15 protein-coding genes are annotated in these 13,912 nt (G+C 67.7%); 11 read left to right on the plus strand and 4 right to left on the minus strand.

Features of this window, described 5'->3' with window-relative positions:
* Nucleotides 1-9: 9 nt before the first annotated feature.
* Nucleotides 10-864, plus strand: a complete 855-nt coding sequence (locus tag ODR01_RS14510; protein ID WP_316978393.1) for a UDP-2,3-diacylglucosamine diphosphatase — start codon at nt 10-12, stop codon at nt 862-864.
* Nucleotides 792-1,880, plus strand: coding sequence for a glycosyltransferase family 4 protein (locus tag ODR01_RS14515; RefSeq protein WP_316978394.1), 1,089 nt, complete (start codon nt 792-794; stop codon nt 1,878-1,880). Before ODR01_RS14510 ends, ODR01_RS14515 begins: the two co-directional genes overlap by 73 nt.
* Nucleotides 1,881-2,087: 207 nt before the next feature.
* Here the strand turns inward: ODR01_RS14515 and ODR01_RS14520 are convergent, their stop codons facing one another.
* On the minus strand, nt 2,088-2,471 hold the full coding sequence (locus ODR01_RS14520) for a COG4315 family predicted lipoprotein (protein WP_316978395.1): 384 nt from the start codon (nt 2,469-2,471) through the stop codon (nt 2,088-2,090).
* A 175-nt stretch (nt 2,472-2,646) separates the two neighbouring features.
* On the opposite strand from ODR01_RS14520, the gene pgi reads away from it, so the two are divergent.
* The 4 genes from pgi (at nt 2,647) to ODR01_RS14540 (ending at nt 7,125) form a co-directional block, all read left to right on the plus strand.
* Complete coding sequence (gene pgi / locus ODR01_RS14525) at nt 2,647-4,305, plus strand: glucose-6-phosphate isomerase (protein ID WP_316978396.1); 1,659 nt, start codon at nt 2,647-2,649, stop codon at nt 4,303-4,305.
* On the plus strand, nt 4,283-4,411 hold the full coding sequence (locus tag ODR01_RS14530; protein ID WP_316978397.1) for a hypothetical protein: 129 nt from the start codon (nt 4,283-4,285) through the stop codon (nt 4,409-4,411). Before pgi ends, ODR01_RS14530 begins: the two co-directional genes overlap by 23 nt.
* A 28-nt stretch (nt 4,412-4,439) precedes the next feature.
* Entirely contained in the window at nt 4,440-6,230 is a 1,791-nt protein-coding gene (gene mutL / locus ODR01_RS14535; RefSeq protein ID WP_316978398.1) for a DNA mismatch repair endonuclease MutL, read from the plus strand.
* A gap of 124 nt (nt 6,231-6,354) precedes the next feature.
* Entirely contained in the window at nt 6,355-7,125 is a 771-nt protein-coding gene (locus ODR01_RS14540; protein ID WP_316978399.1) for a hypothetical protein, read from the plus strand.
* Between the two features lie 7 nt (nt 7,126-7,132).
* On the opposite strand, the gene rsmD is transcribed toward ODR01_RS14540, so the two are convergent.
* From rsmD to ODR01_RS14555, 3 genes are read right to left on the minus strand one after another with little or no spacing between them, the layout of a single operon-like run.
* Nucleotides 7,133-7,693, minus strand: a complete 561-nt coding sequence (rsmD, locus tag ODR01_RS14545; RefSeq protein ID WP_316978400.1) for a 16S rRNA (guanine(966)-N(2))-methyltransferase RsmD — start codon at nt 7,691-7,693, stop codon at nt 7,133-7,135.
* Complete coding sequence (locus ODR01_RS14550; protein ID WP_316978401.1) at nt 7,690-8,475, minus strand: pseudouridine synthase; 786 nt, start codon at nt 8,473-8,475, stop codon at nt 7,690-7,692. The genes rsmD and ODR01_RS14550 overlap by 4 nt, the downstream gene beginning before the upstream one ends.
* Nucleotides 8,472-9,197 carry a gamma-glutamyl-gamma-aminobutyrate hydrolase family protein gene (locus tag ODR01_RS14555; RefSeq protein ID WP_316978402.1) on the minus strand — a complete coding sequence of 242 codons (726 nt, stop codon included), beginning with the start codon at nt 9,195-9,197 and terminating at the stop codon, nt 8,472-8,474. The genes ODR01_RS14550 and ODR01_RS14555 overlap by 4 nt, the downstream gene beginning before the upstream one ends.
* An 80-nt stretch (nt 9,198-9,277) precedes the next feature.
* On the opposite strand from ODR01_RS14555, the gene ODR01_RS14560 reads away from it, so the two are divergent.
* The 5 genes from ODR01_RS14560 to ODR01_RS14580 all read left to right on the plus strand — a co-directional run bounded on the left by ODR01_RS14560 (nt 9,278) and on the right by ODR01_RS14580 (nt 13,892).
* Nucleotides 9,278-9,730 carry a nucleoside deaminase gene (locus tag ODR01_RS14560; RefSeq protein ID WP_316978403.1) on the plus strand — a complete coding sequence of 151 codons (453 nt, stop codon included), beginning with the start codon at nt 9,278-9,280 and terminating at the stop codon, nt 9,728-9,730.
* 142 nt (nt 9,731-9,872) lie between these two features.
* Nucleotides 9,873-10,733, plus strand: a complete 861-nt coding sequence (locus tag ODR01_RS14565; RefSeq protein ID WP_316978404.1) for a dienelactone hydrolase family protein — start codon at nt 9,873-9,875, stop codon at nt 10,731-10,733.
* Nucleotides 10,734-11,015: 282 nt separating this feature from the next.
* On the plus strand, nt 11,016-12,020 hold the full coding sequence (dctP, locus tag ODR01_RS14570; protein WP_316978405.1) for a TRAP transporter substrate-binding protein DctP: 1,005 nt from the start codon (nt 11,016-11,018) through the stop codon (nt 12,018-12,020).
* A gap of 67 nt (nt 12,021-12,087) precedes the next feature.
* Complete coding sequence (locus tag ODR01_RS14575) at nt 12,088-12,594, plus strand: TRAP transporter small permease (protein WP_316978406.1); 507 nt, start codon at nt 12,088-12,090, stop codon at nt 12,592-12,594.
* Entirely contained in the window at nt 12,591-13,892 is a 1,302-nt protein-coding gene (locus ODR01_RS14580; protein WP_316978407.1) for a TRAP transporter large permease, read from the plus strand. The genes ODR01_RS14575 and ODR01_RS14580 overlap by 4 nt, the downstream gene beginning before the upstream one ends.
* Nucleotides 13,893-13,912 lie beyond the last annotated feature (20 nt).

Below are 13,912 nucleotides of genomic sequence, written 5' to 3' on the forward strand. Positions count from 1 at the left end.
GGAGTCTCGTTGAACGCCATCCGACCCCTGCCCCGGCGCTACCGCGCCATCTGGATTTCGGATATCCATCTGGGTACCCGCGGCTGCAATGCCGAGCTTCTTCTCGATTTCCTGAAGCAGACCGACTCCGACTTCCTCTACCTGGTGGGCGACATCCTCGATGGCTGGCGCCTGAGGCGTACCTGGTACTGGCACCAGACCCACAACGACGTCATCCAGAAATTATTGCGCAAGGCCCGTAAGGGAACCCGCATCGTCTACATCCCCGGCAATCACGACGAGAATTTCCGCGACTTCGCCTTCCGCCGCTTCGGGCGCGTCGTCATCCAGAACCAAGCCATCCACGTCACCGCCGACGGCCGCCGCCTGCTGGTCCTGCACGGCGACCAGTTCGACGGGGTGGTGCGCCACGCCCGCTGGCTGGCCTTCGCCGGCGATCGGGCCTACCAGGCGGCGCTTTCCGTCAACACCGCCGTCAACTGGGTCCGGCGCAAGCTGGGGTTCCGATACTGGTCGCTGTCGGCCTACCTCAAGCACAAGGTCAAGAAGGCGGTCGAATACGTCAGCCGCTTCGAGGCCGCCGTCGTTGCCGAGGCGCGACGGCGGGGCGCCGACGGTGTGGTGTGCGGCCACGTCCACACCGCCGAGATGCGCACGGTGGACGGCATCCTCTACTGCAACGACGGCGACTGGGTCGAAAGCTGCACGGCCCTGGTCGAACACGCCGACGGCCGCCTGGAAATCCTGCGCTGGGCCGATCTCCACGGAAGCGCCCTCATCGGAAGCACCGCATGCGAATCCTCATCGTCACCGACGCCTGGTTCCCCCAGATCAATGGCGTCGTCCGCACCCTCGATACGCTGAGGGGCGAACTGGAAAGGCTGGACCACCGGGTCTACCTCATCACGCCGCAGGATTTCCGCACCCTTCCCTGCCCCTCCTACCCCGAGATCCGCCTAGCCGTCGGCGCCAGGCGCAAGCTGGCTCGCATGCTCGACGATTTCCAGCCGAGCGCCATCCACATCGCCACCGAAGGCCCGCTGGGCCTGGCCGCCCGCCGCCACTGCCTCAGGCGCGGCTATGAATTCACCACCGCCTATCACACCCGCTTTCCCGAATACATCCAGGCCCGCTGGCGGATACCGCTGGCGCTCACCTACCGCTTTGTGCGCTGGTTCCACGCGCCCTCCAGCGGCGTCATGGTGGCCACCCCGGCCATGGAGGCGGTGCTGCGCGGACGCGGGTTCGCCAATCTCAAGCGCTGGTCGCGCGGCGTCGACACCGCCCTGTTTAAGCCGCGCTCCAAGCGTTTCCTCCCCTACCCGCGGCCGATCGCGCTCTATGTCGGGCGCGTCGCCGTGGAAAAGAACATCGAGGCCTTCCTCGCCCTCGATCTGCCGGGAACCAAGGTGGTAATCGGCGACGGCCCGCAGCAGGCGCAATTGCGCAAGCGCTACCCCGAGGTGCGCTTCCTGGGCGCGCGCACCGGCGACGATCTGGCCCGCCACTATGCCGCCGCCGACGTTTTCGTCTTCCCCAGCCGTACCGACACCTTCGGATTGGTGCTGCTGGAGGCCCTGGCCTCGGGCGTGCCGGTGGCCGCCTATCCGGTGGAAGGCCCGCTCGACGTGATCGACGGCTCGGGGGCCGGCTGCCTGGACTGGGATCTCGCCACGGCGGTCGAGCGCGCGCTCGCCGTCGCGCCGGAGACCTGCCGGGCCCACGCGCTCACCTTTTCGTGGGAGGCCTCGGCCCAACAGTTCCTCGCCAACCTGCACCGCCTCGACCTCGACGCGGTCCAGGCGGTTGCCCCCGTCCCCGCGCCCGTCGAGATGGCGAGGGGCGGACGCGTCCGGCGCTTCCTCCGCCGCCAGGCCTGACAATCGGCCGCGCGCCCCTCCCTATCCTCCCCCACAAAGGGGGAAGGGAAGTGCCGCCGGCTCCACCTTCTTCCCCCTCCCCCTCGACCTGCCTGCGCGAAGCCGAAGCGGCTTCGCTTCGGCGAAGGCAGGTGGGGGAGGGCCGGGGCGGGGGTGAGCGGCCCGGGCAATGGGGGTTTCGCCCGGGCCTACGGCGTCATCGCTCGTTTACGGCTTCGCGACGTGCCACACGCCGTTGACGCCGTCGCCGGTCGTGTCGCCGGCCTTGGCATCCTTGACCCACAGATAGAGCGGCTTGCCTTCGTAGGCCCATTGCATGGCGCCATCCTTGCGGGCGACGACCGAGAACTTGCCGCTGGGCATGACGCCCGAGGCGGCCATCAGCGGCGGCCAGTTCGTCGCGCAGGCGTCATAGCAGGCGGATACGCCGGCGGTGTCCTTGTCGAAGGTGTAGAGCGTCATGTTCTTCTCGTTGACCAGGATCTTGCCGGCACCGCCGGCCATTTCCATGGCTGAATCGGCCGCCGCCGGGCCGGAAACGGCCATCAGGCCGACGCTCGCCAGAACCAGGCTCTTGATCGTGATGTTCATTCAATCCCTCCGCTGAAAAATAAAAAACGCGTCGCAGTCGCAAATCCTTGGGCGCTGCTGGAGGAACTAACAGCCGCCGTGCCGGGAAAATCCCCCGCCTTAAAAAATCACGCTTGCCGCCGCCCCTGCTCTGCTAGTCTGCCCCGGTCGGTTCCACGTTCGTCGAGGTCAGGACATGGCATCCCTTACCCGCACCCCCGAATGGCAGGCCCTTGCCGCCCATCATCGCCAGACGGCGTCCTCTTCTATGCGCGAGATGTTCGCCGCCGATCCCCAGCGCTTCGCCAAGTTCTCGCTGCGCCTGGGCGACCTGCTGCTCGACTATTCCAAGAACCGGGTGACCGAAGAAACCCTGCGCCTGCTTTTGGATCTCGCACGGGCCGCCGACGTCGAGGGCTGGCGGGAGCGCATGTTCAAGGGCGACGCCATCAACTTCACCGAGGGGCGCGCCGTGCTGCACGTGGCGCTGCGCGCGCCCGCCGACCAGGCGTTCGTCGTCGACGGCGAGAACGTCATGCCCAAGATCACCGCCGTCAGGGCGCAAATGCGCGCCTTCACCGAGGCGGTGCGCAGAGGAGACTGGAAGGGCGCCGGCGGTCGGCCGATCAGCGACATCGTGAACATCGGCATCGGCGGCTCCGACCTCGGCCCCGCCATGGCGACCGAGGCGCTGACGCCCTATCACCCGGCCGGCATGCGCTTTCATTTCGTCTCCAACGTCGACGGCACCCACATCGTCGAAACCCTGAAGCCGCTCGATCCGGCGACCACGCTTTTCATCGTCGCGTCCAAAACCTTCACCACCCAGGAGACGCTGACCAACGCGATGACGGCGCGCGACTGGCTGACCACCAGCCTGAGCGAGAGCGCGGTGGCCAAGCACTTTGTGGCCCTTTCCACCAACGCCAAGGCGGTCGCCGCCTTCGGCATCGACACCGCCAACATGTTCCAGTTCTGGGACTGGGTAGGCGGCCGCTATTCACTGTGGTCGGCCATCGGACTGCCCATCGCCTTGGCCGTCGGCATGGACCGCTTCGAGGAAATGCTGACCGGCGCCCACGCCATGGACGAGCACTTCCGCACGGCGCCCTTGGCCGCCAACATGCCGGTCGTCCTGGGCCTGCTCGGTGTCTGGTACGCCAATTTCTTCGGCGCCGAGACCCACGCCGTGCTGCCCTACGACCAGTATCTGCGCCGGCTGCCCGCCTACCTCCAGCAGCTCGACATGGAAAGCAACGGCAAGTCGGTGGACCGCGATGGCAAAGCCCTCGGGTACGCCAGCGGCCCGGTGATTTTCGGCGAACCCGGCACCAACGGCCAGCACGCCTTCTACCAGCTGATCCACCAGGGCACCCGCCTGGTGCCGGCCGATTTCATCGCGCCGGCGCTCAGCCACAATCCGGTGGACGGGCATCACGCCATCTTCCTCTCCAACTTCTTCGCCCAGACCGAGGCGCTGATGATGGGCAAGACCGAGGACGAGGCCAAGGCCGAGCTGGAAGCCGCTGGGATGTCGGGCGAGGCCTTGAAAAAGGTCCTGTCGCACAAGATCTTTTCCGGCAACCGGCCGACCAATTCCGTCCTGGTGCGCCAGCTCGACCCCTTCACGCTGGGTATGTTGATCGCCCTTTACGAACACAAGGTCTTCGTGCAGGGCATCGTCTGGCGGATCAATTCCTTCGACCAGTGGGGGGTGGAACTGGGCAAGCAGCTGGCCAAGGCCATCCTGCCCGAACTCGAGGGCGCGGCCCCGGCCACCACCCACGACGCCTCGACCAACGGGCTGATCAATACCTTCAAGGGGATGCGCGATGGCAAAGCTCAAAAAACGTGACAAGGCGTGCTCCGAGGGCGACGCCTGCTGCATGACCAAGCCCTGCCAGCGCGAGGACGAGAAGGAAAAGGGCAAGAAAAAGAAGGATAAGAAAAAGAAAAAATAGGACTGAACCAGGAAAGTTCGCATTCGCCATGCCCATCCGTCTGTTGCCCGAGAACCTTGTCAACCGCATCGCCGCCGGCGAGGTGGTGGAAAGGCCCGCCTCGGTGGTCAAGGAGCTGGTCGAGAACAGCATCGACGCCGGGGCTCGCCAGATCGACGTCGTGGTGCGCGACGGCGGCCGCACGTTTCTCTCGGTCGCCGACGACGGCTGCGGCATGGGTCCCGACGAACTGGCCCTCGCGGTCGAGCGCCACGCCACCTCCAAGCTCCCCGACGACGACCTCACCCACATCGCCACCCTGGGCTTTCGGGGCGAGGCCTTACCCTCCATCGGCGCCGTCAGCCGCCTCACCCTGACCAGCCGGCCGCGCGGCGCCGATTCTGCCTGGACGCTCGTCGTCGAGGGCGGCAGCAAAGACGGCCCCCGCCCGGCCGCGCAACCGCCAGGCACCCGCATCGAGGTGCGCGACCTCTTCTTCGCCACCCCGGCCCGCCTCAAGTTCTTGAAAGTGGAGCGCACCGAATTCGGCCACGTGCTGGAAACGCTCCAGCGCCTGGCCATGGCTCACCCCGAAATCGGCTTCTCGCTTTCCGACGGCAGCCGCCGGGCGCTGAACCTCGCCGCCGAGACGGGGGATCTGTTCGCCAGCCGCCTCGGACGCCTGGGCGCCATCATGGGCCGCGACTTCGCCGAGAACGCGCTGCCCGTCGAGGCCGAGCGCGAAGGGATCCAGCTCTCCGGCCACGTCGGGCTGCCGACGCTCAACCGTTCCACCGCGACGATGCAATTCCTGTTCGTCAACGGCCGGCCGGTCCGGGACAAGCTGTTCTTTGGTGCCGTGCGCGGCGCCTATCGCGACTTCCTGGTTTCCGACCGCCACCCGCTTCTCGCCCTCTTCCTGGAGGTGCCGCCCGAGGCCGTCGACGTCAACGTCCATCCGGCCAAAACCGAGGTGCGCTTCCGCGATTCCGGCCTGGTGCGCGGCCTCATCGTCGGGGCCCTGAAGCACGCCCTGGCCGCGGCCGGGCATCGCGCCGCCACTACGGTGGCGACCGCCGCACTGGGCGCCGCCCGGCCGCAGGGGGGCTCCTCCCTGTCCTACGCCTTCCGCCCGTCGGCGCCGCCGCGCGGCCTCTCCGAACGCGCCGCCACTTACCATGCGCCGCTGCCCGAGCTTGACGCCCCGCCCGCCGCCCGCCCGGCCGGCGAGACCGCCCCCGCAGGCAACCTAGCCGAGGATTATCCGCTGGGGGTGGCGCGCGGCCAGTTGCATGCCACCTACATCGTCTCGCAGACCGCCGACGGCATCGTCATCGTCGATCAGCACGCCGCCCACGAGCGACTGGTCCACGAGCGCATCATGAAGGCTTTAGCCGGAGCCGGCGTCGCCCGCCAGGGCCTGTTGATCCCCGAGGTGGTGGAGCTGGACGAGGCCGCCGCCGGCCGGCTGCTGGCCCGCGCCGACGAACTGGCCGAACTGGGCCTCGTCATCGACGGCTTCGGACCGGGCGCCCTGGTGGTGCGCGAGACGCCTGCGCTGCTGGGCGAGGTCGACATCCAGGGCCTGATCCGCGACCTCGCCGCCGAGTTGGCCGAGATGGAGGAAACGCTGTCCTTGAAGGACCGGCTGGCCGAGGTGTGCGCCACCATGGCCTGCCACGGCAGCATCCGGGCCGGGCGGTCGCTCAACGGGGCCGAGATGAACGCGCTGCTGCGCGAGATGGAGCGCACCCCCCATTCCGGCCAGTGCAGCCACGGCCGCCCGACCTACGTCGAGCTCAAGATCGCCGACATCGAAAAACTGTTCGGCCGGCGGTAAAAAAGCAGAAAGTCGTGGATGGCCGGAACAAGTCCGGCCATGATGAGGGTTTCTCCTTTCCGTCATGCCCGGACTTGGTCCGGGCATCCACGTCTTTTTTGACGACCCCACACAAGGCGGCGCCATGCTTGCCGAATGCCTCACCTTCCTGACCACCCCATGCCCCCGGCCGCTACGCCGCCTGGGCTATCTGGGGCAAGTCATTGGCACCCAGTCCCGCTTCCGCCGATGCCGCTCGGCCTGGGCCCCGCATCTCGAGAACTGCCGCCAGGCGATCCTCGAAGCCGCCCGATCCGTTGCCGACCACCGCAAGGCCACCGTCCTCGGATCCGGCCTGCTGCTCGACGTGCCGTTGGCCGAACTGGCGGCAACATTCGAGGAGGTGGCGCTCGTCGACGTCCTGCACATGCGCTCGGCCCGTCGCGCCGCCGCCCGCTTCCCTAACGTTCGGCTTGTCGAGGCCGATGTCAGCGGCGTGATCGCCCGGCTTGCCGACCCCTCCGGCACACCGCCTTCGCTGGACCTGCCGGAAGGCGACGCCGACTTCGTGGTGTCGGCCAATTTGCTGACCCAGCTGCCCTACCTGCCCTGCCGCTGGCTGCGCCGGCGGAAGGTGATATCGCCCGACGGCATCGACGCCTTCGGGCGCGCGCTGATGCGCCAGCATCTGCAGTCCCTGGCCCGCTTGGCCGGCCGGGTCTGCCTGATCACGGAGGTCGAGCACCGCCTTTGCGACGGCCCCGACACCGTCCAGACCTTTGATCCGCTCCGTGGCCTCAAAATAGGCCTGCCGACCCGGGAATGGCTGTGGGATATCGCGCCGCGGCCCGAGATCCATCGGCGTTATGACGTGCGCTTTCGGGTCGTGGCAACGGCGGGAATGGCCGCCGGCTGAGGATCTATCAGCCCTTTTCCAGGAACACCACGCGCGCCGCGCCGTAGCGGCGGTCATCCAGGGTCTCGAAGCCGTCCGGCGCCTTGAAGGCCTCCTTGGCTCCCATCTCGACCACGCAAATCGCCCCCGGGCCAATCCAGCCGCGCGCCGCCAGGCTGGCCAGCGTCGGCGCCACCAGGCCGGAACCGTAGGGCGGGTCGAGGAAGGCCAGCCCGCACGGAGCTTCCGCCACCAAGGGCGGCGGCGGCAGGCGGGTGGCGTCGAGCTTGAGCACGGTGATGGTGCTGGCTGCGCCGACCAGCCCGGCGTTCTCGCGGATGCAATGGATCGCCGCCCCGTTGTTGTCGATGAAGGTGGCGTGCGCGGCACCCCTGGAAAGCGCCTCCAGCCCGACCGCCCCGGTGCCGGCGAAGACGTCGAGCACGCTCAGCGCCTCCCACTCGACGGCGAGCCCGTGGACCAGGATGTTGAACACCGCCTCGCGCGCCCGGTCCGAAGTCGGGCGGATGTCCTTGCCCTCGGGCACCGTCAGGCGCCGTCCCCTGAACTCGCCGCCGACAATCCTCATTTCGATGTCTCCTTGCGCCGCCGCACCCCTTGCGAGGCGCGCAGATCAAGGTGCTCGACCCCGACACCCAACTGCTCGCGCAGCACCTTGGCCGGCACCTCGTAGGCCTCGCCGGGTTCCAGCTTGCCCAGTTGGAAGGGGCCGTAGGTGGTGCGTATCAGCCGCGTCACCGCCAGGCCCAGGTACTCCATGATCTTGCGGATCTCGCGGTTCTTGCCTTCGCGCAGGCCGACCGTCAGCCAGGCGTTGGAGCCCTGGACCTTGTCCAGATGGGCCTGGATCGGCTCGTAGCGGATGCCGCTGATGGTGACGCCCTTTTCCAGCGCCGCCAGTTGCGCCTCGTCGACCTTGCCGTGGACCCGTACCCGGTAGCGCCGCGTCCAGCCGGTGGCCGGAAGTTCCAGGCGGCGGGCCAACTCGCCGTCGTTGGTGAGAAGCAGCAGGCCCTCCGAGTTGAGGTCGAGCCTGCCGACCGAGATGACCCGGCCGATGGAGGTCGGCAGCGCGGCGAAGATGGTCGGCCGGCCCTGCGGATCGGAATGGCTGGTCACCAAGCCCGTCGGCTTGTGATAGCGCCACAGCCGGGTGACGTCGGCCTTCGGCAGCGGCTTGCCGTCGACCATGATGGTGTCGGCGCCCGTCACCGTGACGGCCGGGGTGGCCAGCACGTTGCCGTTGACCGCGACGCGCCCATCGGCGATCCAGCGCTCGGCCTCGCGGCGCGAGCAGACGCCGGCCCGGGCCAGCACCTTGGCGATACGTTCGGCCTTTTCCTCGCTCATGGCTTCCCGCCCTCGCTGGCCGCCGCGACGAAGGCGGCGATGAGTTTCACGTCGCCCTCGCTGATGGCGAATTCGGGGTGCCACTGCACGCCGAAACAAAAACGCCGCCCCGGCGCCTCGATGCCCTCGATGACACCGTCGGGCGCCACCGCATTGACCACAATGCCGGCCGGCTCGTCCGCGGCCGCCTGATGATGCGCGCTGTTGACCGCCAGGCTGTCGGCGCCGACGATCTGGCGCAGCCGGCTGCCCGCCTTGATCGCCACCGTGTGGCCGGGCTCGTTGCGCGGGTTCGCCTGCTCGTGGGCCAACGCGCCCTTGATGGTGTCGGGGATATGCTGGATCAGGGTGCCGCCCAGCGCCACGTGCAAAAGCTGCTGGCCGCCGCAGATGCCTAGAATCGGCAGATCTTGCGTGAGCGCGCCCCGCGTCATCGCCAGTTCGAAGGCGGTACGCCGATCCTTGGTATGGACGGTCGGATGGCGATCGCCCGCCCCGAACAGGGCCGGGTCGACATCGAAATTGCCGCCCGTGATGATCAGCCCGTCGATCGCCGCCAGATAGCGGTCGGCAAGTTCGGTTTCGTGGGGCAGCAGCAGCGGCACGCCGCCGGCGCGGGCAACGGCGCCGCAATAATTCTCGCGCGCCGCGTACCACGGAAACTTCGAATAGCCGCCAGGTTGCTCGCTATCGAGCGTGATGCCGATGAGGGGTTTTTTCATGGCCGGCACTCTACGGCCCGCGTCCGCCCCGGGCAAGCGCCTCTCTTGACCGCCGCCGCCAAAGCCCGCAAGCTTGGCCGATGGCGAAACCTCCCTACATGGAACATGCGTTGCGCGAGGCCCAGGCCGCCGGCGTGCGCGGCGAGGTGCCTGTGGGCGCCGTGCTGGTGGATTCGGTGTCGGGCGCCATCATCGCCGTGGCCGGCAACCGGGTCGAGGAGCGCGGCGACCCGACGGCCCATGCCGAGATGGAAGTGATCCGCGATGGCGCGCGCCTGTTCGGCCGTCCCCGCCTGGTGGCCTGCGATTTGTACGTGACGCTGGAACCCTGCCCGATGTGCGCCGCGGCGCTGTCGTTCGCGCGCATCCGGCGCCTTTATTTCGGCGCCTACGACCCCAAGGGCGGCGGCGTCGAGCATGGACCCCGGATCTTTCAGCAGACCACCTGTCATCATCGGCCGGAAGTGGTGGGCGGACTCGAAGAAACCCGCTGCGCCGACCTGCTCCAGGTCTTCTTCCGCGAACTGCGCTGAAACGCCTGCGGCCGGCATCCCCGGTCACGATTTCGTGAGCGTCCTGAATCGCTCCCGCCCCCCTCCCATCTCTTCTGGGCCGGGCGGCAGCGCCGTCGCGCCGTCGCCGAGGCTCTGGGAAACGATTGGGACGGGGTATGCGATGAATCAGGACATCATCCGGCTTTACGACGAATACACCCATGCGCCGCTGCCGCGCCGCGTCTTCCTCGAGCGGCTGTCGGTGCTGGCCGGCAGCAGCGCCGCCGCCGCCGCGCTGTTGCCCGTGCTGGAGAACAACTACGCCCACGCCGCCATGGTGGCCGAGACCGACCCGCGCATCGAGGTGGAAAAGGTCTCCTGGGACGCCACGGGTCAGGCCATCAACGGCTACCTGGCCAAACCGAAGAGCGGCACGAAGCTGGGGGCGGTCATCGTCATCCACGAGAACCGCGGCCTCAACCCGCACATCCAGGACGTCGCCCGGCGCATGGCCGCCGAGGGCTTCCTGGCGCTCGCCCCCGACATGCTGTCCCCGGTGGGCGGCACCCCCGCCGACGAGGATGCGGCGCGCGACATGATCGGCAAGCTCGACCGCGAGAAGACCGTCGCCGGCCTGGTCGCCGCTGTGCCTTACATGGCCAAGCGCCCCGAGGCGGCGGGCAAGGTCGGCTGCGTCGGCTTCTGCTGGGGCGGCGCCATGGCCAACATGATGGCCGTGCGCTCGCCGGAGCTGGCCGCCGCCGTCGCCTATTACGGCAGCCAGCCCACGGCCGCGGACGCGGCCAAGATCAAGGCCCGGGTGATGCTGCACTACGCCGGCCTGGACGAGCGCATCAACGCCGGCATCCCAGCCTACGAGGAGGCGCTGAAGAAGGCCGGTGTCAATTACCAGGTGTTCGTCTATGACGGCGTCAACCACGCCTTCAACAACGACACCAACACCGCCCGCTACGACGCCGCGGCGGCCAAGCTGGCCTGGGAAAGGACCGTCGGCTTCCTCAAGCAAAGCCTGGTGGCCTAGGCTCGGCGCGTCCTCGGCCCGTTGAAGTCGTGGATGCCCGGAACCCGTCCGGGCAGGACGGTTATTTTTTGTCGTCATGGCCGCACTTGTTGCGGCCACCCATGCCTTTCGCGCAAAAAATGCAATTTTCTATCGCCATATGGCGGAAAAGGCATTGATTCTTTCCCCTGCGTCGGACAAAACCACAGACTTGAAAAAGGACGCGACCCCCGGACGTCCGGCTCTCCCGACGTCGAAGGCCCGCCCGCCGAGTAACGCGCCCGCAACCCGGAGGAAAGATCGATGCGTATTCTGAAGTCCCTCGCCGTCACCGTAACGGCCATCACCGTCGCGGCATCCGCGTGGGCGGCCGACTACAAGCCGGAATACACCGTCTCCACGGTGCTGCCGGCGCCGTTCCCGTGGGGCATCGCCGCCGAGAAGTGGGTCGAGTTGGTCAAGGAGCGCACCCAGGGCCGCATCAACCTCAAGATCTACTCCAACAGCCAACTGGTGCAGGGCGACCAGACCAAGGAATTCACCGCCCTTCGTCAGGGCATCATCGACATGGCGCTGGGCTCGACCATCAACTGGTCGCCGCAGGTCAAGGAACTCAACCTCTTCTCGCTGCCTTTCCTGATGCCCGACACCAAGGCGCTCGACGCGCTGACCCGGGGCGCGGTGGCCGACAGGATTTTCGCGGCGATCCGCGACAAGGGCGCCGAGCCCATCGGCTGGGCCGAGAACGGCTTCCGCCAGGTGACCAATTCCAAGCACGAGATCCGCACGCCGGCCGACCTCAAGGGCTTGAAGATCCGCGTCGTCGGCTCGCCGCTCTATAACGACATTTTCTCGGCGCTCGGCGCCAACCCCACCCAGATGAGCTGGGCCGACGCCAAGCCGGCGCTGACCACCAAGGCGGTGGACGGCCAGGAAAACCCGATCACGGTGTTCAAAATCGCTAAGATCGAGACCGTCGGCCAGTTGTTCATGACCCGCTGGGACTACGTCGCCGATCCGCTGATCTTCGCGGTTAACCCGCGCGTCTGGAAGGAATTCTCGGCCGCCGACCAGAAGATCCTCAAGGACGCCGCCGCCGAGGCCGGCAAGGTCGGCATCGCCGCCTCGCGCGAGGGTGACGACGTCGCCGCCAAGGAAGCCATCGCCTCGGGCGTCAAGATCACCACCCTGACCGCGGCCGAGCGCAAGGCCTTCGTAGACGCCACCCGCGGCGTCTACGCCGACTGGTCGAAGAAGATCGGCGAGGACCTCGTCAAGCTGGCCGAGCAGGCCGTCGCCAAACGCTGACCGTCGGCCGGCCGCCGTCCCGCGCGGGGGCGGCGGCCGGACCGGCTGCCGAAACCAAGAGAAGCCCGTGACCGACCTTCAAGATACCGGCAGCCCGGATCGCCCGGCTGCCCGTCCGCGCCCACCCAAGATCGATGAGATCCTCGGTGCCACCGCCATGGCGATCATCTGCGTCATCAGCATCGCCAATGTCGTCGTGCGTTATGCCACCGACATCTCCTTCGCCTTCACCGAAGAGTTCTCGGTCTTCCTGCTGGTCTTCATGACGATGATCGGTACCGCGCTGGCATTTGCCACCGACGATCACATCCGCATCACCTTCTTTGTTCAGCGCATGGGCCCGAAGGCGCGCCGGATCGCCGGCCTGCTGTCGCTGGCGGCGACGGTGCTGGTCTTCTCGCTCGTCCTGTGGTTCGGGGCGCTGTTCGCCTTCGATCAGTGGGAATTCGAGGAAACCTCGGCTGGCCTCGGTTACCCGACCTGGATCTACAGCGTGTGGCTGCCGATCCTGGCCGGCGTCGTCATCCTGCGCGTCATCCAGCGGGCCGTGCGGATGCGAAAGGACCGGCCATGATCGCCGCCAACCTGGCCCTGCTAGGCTCCTTCGCCGCCCTTCTCTGTCTGGGCACGCCCATCGCCGTGGCCCTGGGTCTGGCCGGCGTCGTCGGCATCCTGACCGGGCTCGACGCCTATGCCTTGGCCACCATCGGCACCAACACCTACAACGGTATCGCCAAGTATCCGCTGATCGCGGTGCCGCTGTTCATCCTGACCGGCATGATCTTCGAGCGCTCGGGCGTGGCGGCCAAGCTGGTGCGCTTCGCCGGCGCCATCGTCGGGCCGCGGCGCGGTGGGCTCGCCGTCGTCGCCGTGCTGGTGTGCATGCTGATGGGCGGCATGTCGGGGTCGGGGCCGGCCGACGCCGCGGCCGTCGCCACCGTGATGATCCCCAGCATGGCCAAGGCCGGCTATCCACGCGCCTTCTCGGCCAGCGTTATCGCCGCCTCGGCCTCGACCGCCATCCTGATCCCGCCGTCCATCGCGCTGATCATCTATTCGATCATGGTACCGGGGATGGACCTGCGTGCCCTCTTCGCGGCCGGCCTGGTGCCGGGACTGCTGGCCGGCCTGGCGATTGCCGTGCCCACCGTCTGGCTGTCGCGCCGCCACGACTTCGGGGCGCGCGAGGAAAAGAGCCGGCCGGACTTCTGGCCCAGCTTCATGGGCGCCGTGCCCGGCCTGCTGGCTCCGGTCATCATCCTGGGCGGCCTGCGTAGCGGGCTGTTTACCCCGACCGAGGCGGCGGTGGTCGCCGTCTTCTACGGCCTCATCGTCGGCGTCTTCATTTACCGCACCATGGGCTGGCGGGACATTTACGCCACCATGGCCGATGCCGCCAAGACCTCGGCGGTGATCATGATCATCGTCTCGCTGGCCGGCATCTTCGCCTGGGCCGGCAGCACGCTGGGCGCCTTCGACATGGCGGCCAAGGCGCTGTTCGCGCTATCGGACAACGGCTACGTCATCATGGCCATCGTCATGGTCGTGCTGCTGCTGGCAGGCATGGTGTTGGACGGCATCTCGATCTACCTGATCTTCCTGCCGCTGCTTATCCCCCTGATGAAGACCTTCGCCTGGAACCCCACTTGGTTCGGCGTCCTGATGGCCATGAACATCGCCATCGGCCAGTTCACGCCCCCCGTTGCCGTCAACCTGATGGTCAGCACCCAGATCGGCGGCGTCACCATGGAATCCTCGATCCGCTGGGCGATCTGGTTCGTCGCCTCGATGGCCCTGGCGATGGTGTTCGTCATCATGGTGCCGGGGATCGCGCTGTGGCTGCCCGAGGCGCTCGGCTACGCCACCAACTGAAACCATCCTTCGACACGCCG

Origin of the sequence: Shumkonia mesophila (genome assembly GCF_026163695.1) — a bacterium.
GTDB lineage: Bacteria > Pseudomonadota > Alphaproteobacteria > Rhodospirillales > Shumkoniaceae > Shumkonia > Shumkonia mesophila.